A 15,018-nucleotide genomic window follows, 5' to 3' on the forward strand; every position below is an offset into this window, starting at 1 on the left:
CTAGCCTAACTCCGCGGTCGCGCGTGACGCGCGATGGCGAGGAAGTCTTCGATGTGCAGCTGCTCTGCGCGAGCTGTGGGCGCGATGCCAGCGGCCTCGATCGTCGCCACGGTGTGTTGCTGCCCGAGCACGGGCTGCAGCGCCTGCCGAATCATCTTGCGGCGCTGCGCGAACGCGGCGTTCACGAGCTCGAAGGTGAGCTCGCGCTCGGCCTCGCTCCCGAGAGGCGTATCGCGCTTCGCGTACGACACGAGCACCGAATCGACGCCGGGCACGGGCCAGAAGATGCGTCGGCTCACCGTGCCCGCGATCGCCCAGTCGCCGTACCAGGCGGCCTTCGCGCTCGGCGATCCGTACTCCTTCGAGCCGGGGCCGGCGGCGATGCGGTAGCCGACCTCGGCCTGCACCATCACGAGGCCTCGCTTGAGCCCCGGGATGAGCTCGAGCAGGTGCATGAGTATCGGCACCGACACGTTGTACGGAAGGTTCGCGACGAGCGCGGTCGGCGGCGCAGGGAGGGCCGCGAGCTGCGCGGCGGTGAGGTCGAGCGCGTCGGTGTGGATCACGCGGAACCGCTCGGCGGCCTCGGGCTGCATCGCGCGAATCGTGTTCGGCAGCTCGGCCGCGAGCCTCGAGTCGATCTCGATCGCCGTGACGTCGGCCCCGACCTCGGTGATGCCGAGCGTGAGCGAGCCTAGGCCGGGGCCAATCTCGATCACGGCCTCGCCGCGCTCGACGCCAGCGAGCCGCACGATCTTGCGCACCGTGTTCGGGTCGATCACGAAGTTCTGGCCGAGCTTCTTCGTCGGCGAGACGTCGAGGCGCTCCGCGAGCTCGCGAACCTCGACGGGGCCGAGCAGCGCGCTACTCATTGCCGCCCCGCACTGCTGGCTGCGCTGTTGCTTGCACTGCTGGCTGCGCTTCGCCTGGCTCCATCTCCCACGACCCGTAGACCCGCTCGGTGTTGGCCGCGAGCCGGCGGCAGACGTCTTCGAGCGGCTCCCCCGTCACCTCGGCGATGCGGCGCACGGTGTGCGGCATGAGGTAGGGCGCGTTGGGGCGGCCGCGCAGCGGCTCGGGGGTGAGAAACGGCGCGTCGGTCTCGACGAGCACGAGCTCGGGCCTGGCGACCTCGAGCGCCTCGCGCAGGGCGGGCGCGTTCTTAAACGTCATAGTGCCTGCGAACGACATATACCAGCCGCGCTCGTTGCAGATGCGCGCGAGCGCGGCGTCGCCCGAGAAGCAGTGAAACACCGTGCGCTCGGGGGCGCCAACGCGGCTGAGCGTGGCGACAACCTCGTCGTGCGCGTCACGGTCGTGAATCTGCAGCGCGATCCCGTTCGCCTTCGCGATCTCAATGTGCGTCTCGAACGACTCATACTGCGCGTCTCGGCCGTCTTCGCCGGTGCGGAAGAAATCGAGCCCGGTCTCGCCGACCGCCCGAACGCGCGGCTGCGCTGCGAGCCTCGCGATCTCGGAGAGGTGCTCAGACAGCTTGCCTGCGGCCGCGAGCCGCGGCGCCTCGTTCGGGTGCAGCGCGACCGCGGCGAGCACGCGCGCGTCGTTCGCAGCGAACTCGGCGCTCCACCTGCTCGTCTCGAGGTCGGTGCCGACCTGCACCACGCCGCGCACGCCGACCGACTCGGCACGCGCGAGCGAGTCGAGCGGGTCGAGGGTGTCGACGCCGTCTTCGAACTCGAGGTGCGTGTGGTTGTCGTACAGCGCAAACGGCAGCGGCTCGGGGCTCGCGGGCCGCGTCAGGTCGCGCGTCTGCTTCCCAGGGCCCGCGGGCGCCTCGCGGCGCTTGCGAATTCCGCCCGCGGGAGCCTGCGAGGGCGTCGCCCCCTCAGCTGCGTGGCTCACTTACTGTCGCCCTCGGTCTCGATCCGAGGGAACAGCACGGGCAGCGGGTGCTGGGTGGCGCCGGCGGGCAGGCGCCCCCAGGCGCCGGCCTCGCGAATGGGCTGCGCGGCGAGCGCGCCGAGCGTCTCCTCGGCGCCGAGCGCGGCCCAGAGCTTGCCCGTCGACTCTGGAATCACCGGGTGCAGCAGCTCCGCGAGCACGCGCAGGCCCTCGCTCACCGTGTAGAGCACGGTGCCGAGTCGCTCGCGCTGGCCCTCGTCTTTCGCGAGCACCCACGGCTGCTGCTCGGTGATATAGCCGTTCAGCGCGTCGACGAGCTCCCAGATCGATGAGAGCGCCTCGTGAATAGCGAAGGCCTCAATGTGCGCGTCAGCGCTGGCCGCTGCCTTCGCGGCGAGGGTGCGGATCGCCTCGTCTGCCGCCTCCTCGGCCGCTGCCTGCGGCACGACGCCGTCGAAGTACTTCACGTTCATCGCGAGCAGTCGGCTCGCGAGGTTGCCGAAGCCGTTCGCGAGCTCCGCCTGGTAGCGGGCCGCGAGGTCTTCCCAGCTGAACGAGCCGTCGTGGCCGAACGAAACGGCACGCGAGAAGTAGTAGCGGAACGCGTCGGCGCCGAACGTGTCGGTGATCTCGTTCGGCGCGATGCCGGTGAGCTTCGACTTCGACATCTTTTCGCCGCCGACGAGCAGCCAGCCGTGCGCGAACACGTTCGTCGGCACGTCGAGCCCCGCCGCCATGAGCATCGCCGGCCAGATCACGGCGTGGAAGCGCAGAATGTCTTTGCCGACGATCTGCACCGCTGGCCAGTGCTTGAGGTCTGCCGCCGGGTCTGCCGGGTTCTGGCCGTAGCCGCGCGCGGTGATGTAGTTCAGCAGCGCGTCGAACCAGACGTAGGTGACGTGGCTCGAATCCCACGGAATCGGAATGCCCCAGTCGAACGAGGTGCGCGAGATCGAGAGGTCTTCGAGCCCCTGCTGCACGAAGGCAATGACCTCGTTGCGGGCGCTCGCGGGCTGCACGAAATCGGGGCGCTCCTCATAGAGCGCGAGCAGCCGGTCTTGGAAGGCGCTCATCTTGAAGAAGTAGTTCTTCTCTTGGAGCAGCTCGAGCGGCTTCGAGTGAATCGCGCAGACCTTCTGGCCCTCGAACTCGCCCTCGCCGTCGACGATCTCGCTCTTGGGCTTGAACTCCTCGCACCCGACGCAGTAGAGCGCCTCGAACTCGCCGGCGTAGACGTGCCCGTCGTCGTAGAGCCGCTGCAAGAACGTCTCGACGCCTGCCTGGTGGCGCGCGTCGGTCGTGCGAATGAAGTCGTCGTTCGAGATGTTGATCGTGTCGAGCAGTGGCTTCCACGCGGTCTCGACGAGCCTGTCTGCCCACTCCTTCGGCTCGACGCCGTTCGCGGTCGCCGTGCGCAGAATCTTCTGGCCGTGCTCGTCGGTGCCGGTGAGGAAGAAGGTCTCGTCGCCCGCCTGGCGGTGCCAGCGCGCGAGCACGTCGGCGGCTACCTCCGTGTACGCGTGCCCGATGTGGGGCGCATCATTCACATAGAAGATCGGCGTGGAGACGGAAAACGAAGACGACTGGGCCATGGGCTCCATTCTATTGCCAGGATGGAGCGCGCGTTGCCGTGTTACACAGCGGGCCTGGTTGGTGCTCCCGCGACCAAAATCACGGGCTCGTGGCGCACCGGGAAATTCACCGAGCGCGCGATGAAGCAGTTCTTGTAGGCATCGGTGTGTGCCTCACGCGCCGCGTCGACCATCGAGGCGTCGGCGACCGTTACCTCGGGCCGCAGCGTCACCTCGGTGAACTGGCCGCCCATGCCCTCTTGGCGCATCGTACCGGCCGCGCGGTCGCGGTACGCGGTGACAACGACCCCCGCCCGCACCGCCATGTGCAGGTACGACAGCATGTGGCACTGCGCGAGCGCGGTGACGAGCAGCTCCTCGGGGTTCCAGCGGTCGCGGTTGCCGTGGAAAGTGGGGTCGGCCGAGCCCTCGAGCTCCTCTTTGCCTGCGGCGCGAATCACGAGCTCGCGGCCGTACTCGCGGTAGCCGCTCGTTCCGGTACCCCGGTTGCCGCGCCACTCGACTTCGATCTCGTACTCGTGTTCGGTTCGCATAGCCCTATCGTAGAGTCCCCGGGGAGTCGGGAGTAAGCTTGCCCCATGACCTCAGACATGTTGGAAGCAGAAATCACTCAGGAGCGCAAGCTCGTTACCGAGATCCCTGGCCCGCGCTCGCGCGAGATCCACGAGCGTCGTCAGCGAGTCATCCCACCCGGCGTCCACACCGTCTTCCCCGTCTACATCGACCGCGCGCACGATTCGATTGTCGTCGACGTCGACGGCAACCAGCTCATCGATGTGTGCGGCGGCATTGGCGTCACCACGATCGGCCACACCGACGAGGCCGTCGTCGCGGCCGCGCGCGAGCAGGTCGGCAAGGTTACGCACACGCTCTTCACGATGAACGCCTACGAGCCCTACGTGCGCGTCGCCGAGCTGCTCGCCGAGCACGTGCCAGGCGACGGCGAGTACAAGACCCTGCTCATGAACTCGGGCGCCGAGGCCGTGGAGAACGGCGTGAAGATCGCCCGCAAGTTCACCGGCCGCCCCGGCGTCGCGGTGCTCGAGCACGCCTACCACGGCCGCACGATGCTCACGAGCAGCATGAACCACAAGGGTGCCCCCTACGCGCTCGGCTACGGCCCGCGCGCAGGCGATATCTACCGCGCCCCGAACTCGCACCCGCTGCACGACGGGCTGACCGGTGCCGAGGCCGCTGCCCGCACCATTCGCCACCTCGAGAAGACCGCTGGCGCGGCTGACCTCGCGTGCCTCGTCGTCGAGCCGATTCAGGGCGAGGGCGGCTTCGTCGTGCCAGCCGATGGCTACCTCCCAGCGCTCGCCGCGTGGTGCAAGGAGAACGGGATCGTCTTCATCGCCGACGAGGTGCAGGCCGGCATGGCCCGCACCGGCACCATGTTCTCGATCGAGCAGTTCGGCGTGCAGCCCGACATCGTGCTCTCGGCCAAGGGCATCGCCGGCGGCCTGCCGCTCGCGGGCATCACGGGCCGCGCCGAGATCATGGACAAGTCGATGCCGGGCGGCCTCGGAGGCACCTTCGGCGGCAACCCCGTCTCGTGCGCCGCTGCGGTTGCCGTGTTCGAGCGCATCGAGAGCCTCGGGCTGCTCGCCGAGGCGAAGCGCATCGAGCAGACCTTCGGCGGCGCGCTGCGCGAGCTGCAGGGAGAGTTCGACGCGATCGCCGAGGTGCGCGGCAAGGGCGCAATGCTCGCGATCGAGATCGTGAAGCCCGGCACGCTCGAGGGCGACGCCGACCGCGTCAACGCCATCATCGACTACGCGGGCAAGCAGGGCGTCATTCTGCTGTCTGCTGGCCTGTACGGCGAGGCCATTCGCTTCCTGCCGTCGCTGAAGATGAGCGACGAGCTGCTGCTCGACGTCGTCAGCGTGCTGCGCGAGGCGTTCGCCGCGACCGCGTAGGGGCTCCCCCAACGCAACACACAGCTGCGGGCCAGGCGATTCAGTTCGCCTGGCCCGCAGCTGTGTGTTGGCTTGTTGGTGCTTTTGGGTTGCTTGTTGTTGCGGTGTGCGGGGCTTGGGGTCCGGCTTGGGGCAGAGCACTGGCACCAGCGCGGGGCCCGGGGCCCGGGGCTCGGGGCTCGGGGCCGTGGCGCCCGGCCTGCACAATCGGGGTCGATCTACCGAACATATGGCTCGCCGGGACAGAAACGCCCCTGGCTGTGCAGATCACCCCCGGTTGTGCAGGCAGGGCCCCCGGTTCTGCAGCACCCGCCCGCGCCAAGCAGCACCCACCCCCGCCAAGCAGCACCCACCCCCGCCAAGCAGCACCCACCCCCGCCAAGCAGCACCCACCCCCGCCAAGCAGCACCCGCCCGCGCCAAGCAGCACCCGCCCGTGACGCCCGCTACTCGGCCAGAGCGGCCGCCTCGTCGACAATCGCTGCGAGATCAGACACCCGGTGCGCGAAGCGCCCGAGAAACAGGCCGTCGACGCTGTCGCCTAGCTCTGCAAGGGTGCCGCGCTGGGCGCTGCCGCCGTAGATCACAGACGCCTCGGCGCCGGCAAAGTGGGCGCCGAGCCAGGCGCGCAGCCGGTCTGCGACGAAGCGCACGTGCGCCGCGGGAGCGGGCACCGGCCGGCCGATAGCCCACTCGGGCTCGTACGCCACGACGATCTCGCTCGTTGCGCTCAGCTGCGTGACATGCCCGAAGGCGTCTTCCAGCTGCGCGATGCACTCCGCGGCGGCGAGCTCGGGGGTGCCTGCCCGCTGTTCACCGACACAGAACACGGGGGTCAGCCCGTTGCGAAACGCCGCGTTGAGCTTCTGCCCGACGACGGCGGGGGTCTCGCCGAAGATGCGCTTGCGCTCGGCATGACCGACCTCGACGTAGCGGCAGCCGAGCTCTGCGAGATCGGCCCCGCTGACGGCGCCGGTGAAGGCGCCGCGGTCTTCCCAGTGCAGGTCTTGAGCGCCCCAGGCGACCGGCGTGCCCGCGAGCTGCTGGCGGGTCTGCGCGAGCGCGGTGAGGCTCGGGAGTGCGAACAGGCGCACCCGCTCCCCCGCAACGGCCGGGTGGCGGGCGGCGAGCTCGGCGAGCTCCCCGGCCCACGCCCCGGTCGCGGCGACGTCGAGGTAGAGCTTCAGGCTGACCCCGAGAATGGGCAGCGGCCGAGCGACAGGCGCGCCAGGCGCGCCCTGCCCCACGGCCCCGCTACTCACAGCTGCCGGTCTGCTCGTACCCGTCGATCTCGGCGACCTTCGCGGCCGAGGCCGACTCGGTATCGAACTCGTAGCCGAGCCACTCCTTCGCCAGGCGACGCGCGAGCTCGAGCCCGACAACGCGCTGCCCGAACGTCAGCACCTGCGCGTTGTTGCTCAGCACGCTGCGCTCCACGCTGAAGCTGTCGTGCGCGGTCACGGCGCGAATGCCCGCGACCTTGTTCGCCGCAATGGCCACACCGAGGCCGGTGCCGCACACGAGCAGGGCACGATCCGCCTCGCCATCGCGCACCTTCTCTGCCGCGGCGACCGCGACGCGCGGGTATGGCGTCGTGCCGTCGGCCGCGACCCCCACATCGGTGACCGAGATCACGCGCGGGTCGTTCTCGAGGTCGCGCTTGAGCGCCTCTTTGTAGTCGTAGCCTGCTTCGTCAGCACCGATAACGATGCGCCACTTGGCGGTCATGCTTCCTCCTGGGTTCGTGAGTTGTCGAGCACCTCGGCGATCGCCCGCATGGCGTGCACGAACGAGATCGCCCCGGGGTCGGGGGTGCCGAGGCTCTTTTCCATGTGCGGGCGGGCCCGGCCCATGCGGGGCAGCAGCTCCGCTGTCGCGACCGCCGCAGCGTCGGCGGCATCGACGGCGCGCCCCCAGGCCACGGTGAGGCCCGCCCCTGCGGCGACCTCTGCCGAAAGCCGCTCGGCGAACGGCACGAGGGCGTCGACGAGCGTCTTGTCGCCGATCTCTGCCTTGCCGAAGCGCTGCACCTCGTCGCGGGCCGCGGCGACGGCAAGCGCAACCGATTCGCCGCTCGGGGCTCCATCACCTATGACGCGGGCGGCGGCGCGCAGGCCGGCCCCCCACAGGGCGCCCGAGGTGCCGCCCGCCTTATCTGCCCACTCGTCACCCGCGTACTCGAGCACCGTTCCGGCTCCGGCCCCGACGGCAGCCGCGGCCGCTGCGGCGCCCGCAGCCGCACGCGATCCGCGCTGCATACCGATGCCGTGGTCGCCGTCGCCGGCAATGGCGTCGAGCCTGCCGAGTTCGTCTGCCTCGCGGTCGATCACGGCCTCAACTGCGGCGATCGCCGCCGTCGCGACGGCGCCCGCGCGGGTGCCCTCGGCGGTCGCCGCGGCCTCGAGCCGCACGAGCTCGGTGTCGGCAAACTCGGAGGCGCTCCCATCAGCGGCACCAGCCGCACCAGCGGCAGCACCAGCGGCCGCACCAGCGGCGGCACTAGCCGCACCAGCGGCACCAGCGATATGCCCCTTGCGGAACGCGGGCGTGTGCACGGGCGCGCGCCACGCCTCCTCAAGCTCGTCGTCGAGCCACATCAGCGTGAGCGACAGCCCCGCCATCTCGAAGCTCGTCGCGAACTCCCCAACCTCGGGCTCCACGATCTCGATGCCGTGGGCGGCGAGCTCGCGCGCGACGGCACGCCACACGACGAACAGCTCCTCGGTCTTCACGGCGCCGAGGCCGTTGACGATAGCGGCGACCTTCTGGCCGCGCGCCTCGTTCACGCCCTCGGGCAGCTCGTCGAGCAGCGAGTCGACGAAGAGCTTGCCGAGCTCGTCGGCGCTCGGAATGGGGCGCATGTCGATTCCGGGCTCGCCGTGAATCCCCATGCCCACCGCCATCTGCCCGGCGGGCACGGTGAACACGGGCTCGCTTGCGCCGGGGAGCGTGCACCCGGAGAACGCGACGCCGATGGAGCGCGTGCGGTCGTTGGCTCGCTGCGCGACCGTGGCGACGGCGTCGAGGTCGAGCCCCTCGCCCGCGGCCCAGCCGGCAACCTTGAAGACGGGCAGGTCGCCGGCGATGCCGCGACGCTTGTGCTGCTCGTTCTTGGGCGCCGAGAAAATGTCATCGGTAACGCGAACCGTGCGCGTCGGAATGCCCGCCTCGCGCAGCCGCTCCTGCGCGAGGTCGAAGTTCAGCGCGTCGCCAGCGTAATTGCCGTAGCTCAGCAGCACCCCGGCGGGTGTCGCGACCGAGCGCGCGGCGGAGAACACCTGCTGGCTGCTCGGCGAGGCGAAGATGTTGCCCATGGCCGCAGCGTGCGCGATGCCCGGGCCGATGAACCCGGCAAACGCGGGGTAGTGACCAGAGCCACCGCCAATCACCACGGCGACCTCACCGGCGGGTGTGGCGCCCCGGCGTGCGGCGCCGCCGGGCACGAGACGCACAAGCTCAGCGTTGGCGGCGACGAAGCCCTCGGCAGCCTCGGCAGCGAATTCGGCTGCGTCGTTCATTAGGTAACTCATGCTTCCCTTCCTAGGGTGCTGGTGGGTGAAGAGGTTGGGGTGGGCGCCTCGTGGGAGCCGGCTGCGACATCGCCGCTGAGCTTCGCCACCGCTTCGGCGAGGTGTGTGTCAGACCCGACGTTGCCGGGGAAGACGACGTACGGCACGCCTGCTGCCGGCCCGGAGGCCGCGAGCCACACGGAGACGAGGCCGGGAAACAGCGAGCCAGCGACCTCGGCGCGCCTGATCTCGAGCCCTCGGGTGGCCACATCGCTCGACGTGATGCCGCCCTTGGCGATCACGTAGGCGGGGGTGGTGCGCGCGATAATTTCTCGCATCACTTCAACAATCGCGTCGGAGACCGCGCGGGAGATCGCGAGGCTCTGCTCCGGCCCCGCGGCGCGCACGAGCTCGCGGCTCGTTTGCAGAATGACGTCGCCGCTCGCGAGGGCGGCACGGCAACGCTGCGCGGCGGTGCGGATCGCGGGGCCAGCTCCTCCCTCCCCTATGAGGGCCGGCACGTCGAGTTCGACGACGGTCGCCCGCGGTCGCTCCCGGAGCAGCACGTCGAGCTGGCGGGTCGTGAGGGCGGTGTGCGAGCCGACGACGGTGATGCCGCCGCCCTCTCGCGCCGGGGGCTTCGCGTGACGCGGCGCTACCGGGGCGCTCGGCGCCTGGCCGATGCGCGCCCGCACGAACGGCGGGCCGACGCGGTACATGAAGCTCTGCCCCTCGGCCTCAACGATCTCGAGGCCGAGCGCGAGCTGCCGCATGTCGTGCTCGACGACCGCGTCGGCGACGATCACAGCGCCGGGGGGTGCCGCCCGCAGCGCCTCGGCGACGGCCTCGGCGCCCGCGCGCAGGGTGCGCAGACGAAGCTCAATAACCGGGGCTGCGACAGCGCCCCCGCGCGTGGCGGCCGCCGCGGTCTTCTCGGCGACCCAGTCGACGAGCCGCGAAGCGCGGTAACCGAACGTCGCGTCGCGCGCGAATTCGCTCTCGCCAACGGGCACCCAACGACCGTTCTCGCGGGTGTAGTGCACCCCGTCGATCGTGACGCGGTGCGCCTCGGGAAACGCGGGCACGACGACCGTGCCAGCCGGCCGCGGCTCACCGGCAGCGACGAGCTCTGCGGCGATCGCTGCCGGCTCGAGCGGGAAGTGCCCGCGCAGCGTCGAATCGCCGCGGCTCACCCAACCAAGTTCGACACCGCGCGGCGCGGCCGCGAGCAGCGCCGCCCGCACGACCTCGCGGTTGATGCGCTCCGCCGCGACGGCATCGAGGCTGCGCGTGTTCGTGACGACATAGACGGCGGGCGCGCCCGTGTCGAGCGCCCAGCCGAGGTCTGTTTCGTGCCAGGCCGTGAGCACCGGCAGCCCCGCGACCGCCTGGGTGCCGGTCGGGTCGTCGTCGAGCACGATCAGTACTCGGCCCGAGCGGCGCACGCCCTCGGCGACGACGTCAGCGCTCGCCTCGAGCACCGCCGGTTGCCCCGCGAGCAGCGACTCGAGCGAGGCGTCGCGTGAAGTGTCGAGCTGCATGTCGGTCGCCTCCTTAGCGGGTCGTCTCCGGCGCGGGGCACGGAAAGTTGTTTCTGTGAAGGGTGCTGTGGGGCTGACAATCCAGCCCCACAGCACCGGGTACTACTTGGTTTCGAGCAGGTCGTCTGCCTTGGCGCGGAAGAACCGCGTGCCCCACATCATCGCGGCGGCGAGGAACGCGAACACGCCGAGCGAGACGACGCCCCAGGCACCGCTGTCGGTCGGCACCGACTCGTTGATCGCGGTGCGCATGATGGGCGCGACGAAGCCGCCGAGGTTGCCGAGCGAGTTGATGAGGCCGATGCCCGCGGCAGCCGCAGCGCCCGCGAGGAACGACGTCGGGAACGACCAGGTGATCGGCCCGGTAGAGAGGAAGGCCGAGACGGCGACCGTGATCGCGAGAATGCCGAGCAGCGCCTGCCCGTTCGCGCCAGCCCAGGCCGAGAACAGAATCGCGGCGCCGGTGATGAGGAAGAACATTGTGCCCCACGTGCGGCGACGCTTCACGGTGTTCGCGTTCTTGCCCACGTAGTAGCAGACGAACAGGCCGAACACCCACGGAATTGCCGAGACGAGCCCGACCTCCCAGCCGACATTCTTGCCGAGCAAGCCGGCGACCTGCTGCGGCAGGTAGAACGTGGTGCCGTACACGGCGATCTGCAGGCAGAAGTAGATGATGGTGAAGTACCACACCTTCCAGCTCACGAGCGCAGGGAGAATGCCGCGCGGGCCGTCGGCGCCCTTCACCGAGTCCTCGTGATCCATCACGGCCTTCATTGCGGCCTTCTCGTCGTCGCTCAAGAACTTCGCCTTCTGCGGCGAGTCGACGAGGAAGAAGAGGGCCGCGATGCCGGCAACAACAGCCATCATGCCCTCGACGAAGAACATCACCTGCCAGCCGTGCCAGGGGGTGAACTGATCGCCGAAGCTGATGAGCCCGCCCGACAGCGGCGCGCCGAGCATCTGCGAGAACGGCTGCGCGAGGTAGAAGAGCGCGAACAGCTGCACGCGGCGCTGGTTCGGGAACCACTGCGCGAGGAACATGATGACGCCGGGGAACAGCCCGGCCTCGGTCACGCCGAGCAAGAAGCGCAGGATGACGAACGAGGTGTCGTTCGACACCCACGCGAATGCCGTGGCGACGATGCCCCAGGTGATCGCGATGCGCGCGAGCCAGAACCGCGCGCCGAACTTGTCGAGCAGCAGGTTCGAGGGAATCTCGAAGATCGCGTAGCCGATGAAGAAGATGCCGGCGCCGAGCGCGTAGGCGCCAGCGGTGATGCCGCGATCGATCTCGAGGGCCTGCTCGGCGAAGCCGACGTTCGTGCGGTCAAGGAACGCGACGAAGTACAGAATGATGAGCATCGGCATGAGGCGACGGGTCGCCTTCTTAATGCCTGATGCGAGGTGCGGGCTGCTGAGCAGCACCTTCGCATCGGTGGTGTGAGTGGACATCAGAGGTGACTCTCCTTTGAGATTCGCAATGAAAGGAAGAAAGTAGGCAAAGCGGGGGGGGTGGATCGGGGCCGCCGCAGGGGCGGGGTGGATCGGGGCCGCCGCAGGGGCGGCCCCCTCCTACCCCATGGCGCGGATGAGGAGCACGGCGCCGATCGTCACGCAGACCACGCCGATGGCGAGGAAGGCGATGCGAGATTTAGACCAGCCAGCAAACACGTGTGCGCTCCTAGTGCATGTAGAGGCCGCCGTCGACGTTCAGGGTCTGACCCGTCACGAAGCCGGAATCCTCGCTGATGAGGTAGGCGACGGCAGCAGCGATGTCGCGCGGCGAACCGATGCGCGGCAGCACGCCGTCGGCGGCCATCGCGGTCTTGCGCTCTTCGGTGAGCGTGCCGCCCATGATGTCGGTGTCGATCGGGCCGGGCGACACGCAGTTCGCGGTGATGCCGAGCGGGCCGAGCTCGCGAGCGATCGAGCGCATCAGGCCGATCACGCCGGCCTTCGAAGCCGAGTACGGGGTCTTCGAGAATGTGCCGCCGCCGCGCTGCGCCGATACCGACGAGATGCCGACGATGCGGCCGACGCCGTGCTTCACGAGCGACTGCGCAACGCGCTGGGTCGCCCAGTGCACGCCGTCGAGATTCACGGAGATGACGCGCTGCCACTCCTCGGGCGTGAGCTCGAGGTACGGGATCGGCGAGGCGACGCCCGCGAAGTTCACGATCGCGACGAGCTGGGGCAGCTCAGCCTCGAGCGTGTCGATCGCGGCGAAGGTCGCCTCGCGGTCGGCGATGTTCGCGCCGACGCCGAACGCCTTCACGCCGTGCTGCTCGGCAACCTCGGCTGCCGTCTGCGCAGCGGCGTCGCCGTCAACGTCGAGAATGCCAATGTTCCACCCCTGCTCGGCAAGGTAGAAGGCGGTGTAGCGGCCGATGCCGCGCGGGCTCGCCGCGCCCGTGAGAATGACGGTGCGCTCCGCGGGAAATACCTGAGACATTGTGGTTCCTTTCGATTCGCGTCGAGCGGCTAGCCGTCGGCCCGGTCGGTGTGTGCTGGGTGAATTGGGGCGGGCCCGAGTTCGTCGATGAGTTGCTGCATCTTCACGTAGGCGCGGTTGCGGTAGGCGATCAGCTCGGGCGTGCGGTCGGCCGGCACGTCGAGGAAGCCTGCGCCGGTCTTCGTGCCGAGCTTGCCAGCCGACACGAGATCGTCGAGCATCTTCGGCGTTGCGAAGCGCTCGGGGAACTCGGTTTGCAGCGACGCATAGCAGAACGAGTAGACGTCGAGGCCCGCCATGTCGGCGATCGCGAACGGCCCGAAGAACGGGAGCCTGAACCCGAAGGTCGTGCGCACGATCGTGTCAATGTCGTCTGGTGTCGCGACGCCCTCCTCGACGAGCTGGGTCGCCTCGTGGAACAGCGCGTACTGCAGCCGGTTGAGCACGAAGCCCGTCGCGTCTTTCACGCGGGCGGTCTCCTTGCCGGTCGCCTGCACGAGGGCTTCGACCGCGGGAAGGATCGCCTCGTCGGTGCCGGGGTGCGGAATGAGCTCGACGCCGGGAATGAACGGCGACGGGTTCGAGAAGTGCACTCCGAGGAAGCGCTCGGGGCCGACGACTGCCTCGGCGAGCCTGGCGATGAGAATTGTCGACGTGTTGCTGCCGATGATCGCGTCTGGGCTCGCCGCCTCGGAGATGCGCTTGAGCGTCGCGTGCTTGATCTCGATCTTCTCGGGAACGGCCTCCTCGATGAAGCTCGCGCCAGCGACGGCGTCCTCGATCGTCGCTGCGGTGATGCGCTCGGCGATCTGCTCGGGCGCCCCCGCCGGGAAGAGACCGTCGGCGACGAACTGCGTCGCTTCGGTGATGAGCCGCTCACGGCTCGCACGGGCGACATCGATGTCGATGTCGGCGATGCGCACGTCGGCGCCTGAAAGCGCGAGCACCTGCGCGATGCCACCGCCCATGTAGCCGCTGCCAACGACCGCATAGACCGGCCGGGTGCTGAGTTCAGTCATGATCTAACGTCCTTTGCGTGTCGGGTTACCGTGCTGGTGGCAGGAGGCTCTGGAGGTACGTGCGGTTCGTCGCGCACACCCCGAGGCTGTCGCCGCCGTACTGCTCCATCAGGAAGGGGCCGCTGAAGCCGAGCTCGAGCGCAAGCTCGACCATCGCTCGGTAGTTGATGAGCCCGAGCTCCATGCTCGTCGGCGTCGACGTGAACCAGCTGCCGTCGGCAGCCTCGTCGCGGGTGTAGTTCTTCACGTGCCAGTAGTTCGCGTACGGCAGCGTCTTCTGGTGCATCTCGCGCCAGTCTTCGATGGGGCGGTGCAGCCTGACGAGGTTGCCGATGTCGGGGTTCAGGCCAACGTTGTCGAGGCCGATCTCTTCGACGAGGCGCACCGCGCTGTCGGCCGTGCCGAGGTAGGTGTCTTCGTACATCTCGAGCGACATCTGCAGCCCGACCGAGGCTGCGTGCTCACCGAGCTCGCGCAGTCGGCTCACCGCGAGTGCGCGAGTGTCAGCGTCGTCTGGGTCGACGGGCCCCTGCGCCGTCCAGAACCAGAGCGCGCGCTGCTGCGCCTCGGTGAACGGCTGGTGCAGCCCCGTGGAGAACACGCTCATGCCCTGCTCGGCCGCTGCGTCGATCGCGCGGTGAGCGTAGGCGAGGTTCTGCTCGCCCTTGCCTGGCTGAATCACGCTCTGGCGCTGCACGTGCACCGAGATCGGAGCAACACCGTGGCTCTGCGCGATCTGCACGAGCTCGGCGCGCCGCGTCGGCTCGAGGTCTGCCGGGCGAATGTGGCTGTCGGCGATCTCTACCGCGGTGAAGCCGAGGCTCGAGATCGTGCGAAACACGCCGTCCCACACCTCTGCCGACGCGTCGTGAAGCCTCGTGCCGTCGGGCAGCTGCGGGGAGAAACCGTGCATGCAGGTGGCGATGGGCCAGGTGTCACGATTCAGGGCGGTGGTGTTCGGCGTGGGGTTCACTCATACTCCGTTGGATCTAGCTGCGCGAGCTATTCTGCATCTCGTTCCCTAGATCCTATAGGAAAGATCCTGTAGGTCAATGTCGAAGCGCGCGACGGTGCCGCGCCGCGCTCTCCTCCGAGCGCTGCGCTCGCTTGTCTGCGGGCTA

The 15,018-nt window shown here is 69.2% G+C and carries 13 protein-coding genes; 1 reads left to right on the forward strand and 12 read right to left on the reverse strand.

Translation table 11 applies throughout. The features are described 5' to 3' along the window. Positions 1-5 precede the first annotated feature (5 nt). Genes rsmA through ABD115_RS10095 form a run of 4 tightly spaced genes read right to left on the reverse strand, consistent with a single transcriptional unit; the run spans position 6 to position 3,988 of the window. A complete protein-coding gene (rsmA, locus tag ABD115_RS10080) occupies positions 6-872 on the reverse strand; it encodes a 16S rRNA (adenine(1518)-N(6)/adenine(1519)-N(6))-dimethyltransferase RsmA (RefSeq protein ID WP_343960596.1) in 867 nt (288 codons plus the stop codon). After that, entirely contained in the window at positions 865-1,863 is a 999-nt protein-coding gene (locus tag ABD115_RS10085; RefSeq protein ID WP_382389381.1) for a TatD family hydrolase, read from the reverse strand. Before ABD115_RS10085 ends, rsmA begins: the two co-directional genes overlap by 8 nt. Then, positions 1,860-3,455 carry a methionine--tRNA ligase gene (metG, locus tag ABD115_RS10090; protein WP_343960597.1) on the reverse strand — a complete coding sequence of 532 codons (1,596 nt, stop codon included), beginning with the start codon at positions 3,453-3,455 and terminating at the stop codon, positions 1,860-1,862. The genes ABD115_RS10085 and metG overlap by 4 nt, the downstream gene beginning before the upstream one ends. Positions 3,456-3,496: 41 nt before the next feature. Continuing rightward, positions 3,497-3,988 (reverse strand): OsmC family protein, encoded by a 492-nt coding sequence (locus tag ABD115_RS10095; RefSeq protein WP_343960598.1) that lies wholly within the window; start codon positions 3,986-3,988, stop codon positions 3,497-3,499. A 45-nt stretch (positions 3,989-4,033) separates the two neighbouring features. Between ABD115_RS10095 and ABD115_RS10100 the strand changes: the two genes are divergently transcribed. After that, on the forward strand, positions 4,034-5,374 hold the full coding sequence (locus tag ABD115_RS10100; RefSeq protein ID WP_343960599.1) for an aminotransferase class III-fold pyridoxal phosphate-dependent enzyme: 1,341 nt from the start codon (positions 4,034-4,036) through the stop codon (positions 5,372-5,374). A 445-nt stretch (positions 5,375-5,819) separates the two neighbouring features. On the opposite strand, the gene ABD115_RS10105 is transcribed toward ABD115_RS10100, so the two are convergent. The 8 genes from ABD115_RS10105 to ABD115_RS10140 form a co-directional block, all read right to left on the reverse strand. Next, positions 5,820-6,635 carry a triose-phosphate isomerase family protein gene (locus tag ABD115_RS10105; RefSeq protein WP_343960600.1) on the reverse strand — a complete coding sequence of 272 codons (816 nt, stop codon included), beginning with the start codon at positions 6,633-6,635 and terminating at the stop codon, positions 5,820-5,822. Then, a complete protein-coding gene (locus ABD115_RS10110) occupies positions 6,628-7,101 on the reverse strand; it encodes a ribose-5-phosphate isomerase (RefSeq protein ID WP_343960601.1) in 474 nt (157 codons plus the stop codon). Before ABD115_RS10110 ends, ABD115_RS10105 begins: the two co-directional genes overlap by 8 nt. Next, positions 7,098-8,903 carry a dihydroxyacetone kinase family protein gene (locus ABD115_RS10115; protein WP_343960603.1) on the reverse strand — a complete coding sequence of 602 codons (1,806 nt, stop codon included), beginning with the start codon at positions 8,901-8,903 and terminating at the stop codon, positions 7,098-7,100. The genes ABD115_RS10110 and ABD115_RS10115 overlap by 4 nt, the downstream gene beginning before the upstream one ends. After that, positions 8,900-10,423, reverse strand: a complete 1,524-nt coding sequence (locus ABD115_RS10120) for a four-carbon acid sugar kinase family protein (protein WP_343960605.1) — start codon at positions 10,421-10,423, stop codon at positions 8,900-8,902. Before ABD115_RS10120 ends, ABD115_RS10115 begins: the two co-directional genes overlap by 4 nt. Positions 10,424-10,525: 102 nt before the next feature. Next, on the reverse strand, positions 10,526-11,878 hold the full coding sequence (locus ABD115_RS10125; RefSeq protein ID WP_343960606.1) for an MFS transporter: 1,353 nt from the start codon (positions 11,876-11,878) through the stop codon (positions 10,526-10,528). Between the two features lie 229 nt (positions 11,879-12,107). Further along, a complete protein-coding gene (locus tag ABD115_RS10130) occupies positions 12,108-12,878 on the reverse strand; it encodes an SDR family NAD(P)-dependent oxidoreductase (protein ID WP_343960607.1) in 771 nt (256 codons plus the stop codon). Between the two features lie 29 nt (positions 12,879-12,907). Further along, positions 12,908-13,897 carry a 3-hydroxyacyl-CoA dehydrogenase family protein gene (locus tag ABD115_RS10135; protein ID WP_343960608.1) on the reverse strand — a complete coding sequence of 330 codons (990 nt, stop codon included), beginning with the start codon at positions 13,895-13,897 and terminating at the stop codon, positions 12,908-12,910. Between the two features lie 25 nt (positions 13,898-13,922). After that, positions 13,923-14,870, reverse strand: coding sequence for a sugar phosphate isomerase/epimerase family protein (locus ABD115_RS10140; RefSeq protein WP_343960609.1), 948 nt, complete (start codon positions 14,868-14,870; stop codon positions 13,923-13,925). Between the last annotated feature and the right edge of the window lie 148 nt (positions 14,871-15,018).

Origin of the sequence: Leucobacter albus, from assembly GCF_039528015.1 — a bacterium.
In the GTDB taxonomy this organism is placed as follows: Bacteria; Actinomycetota; Actinomycetes; order Actinomycetales; family Microbacteriaceae; genus Leucobacter; species Leucobacter albus.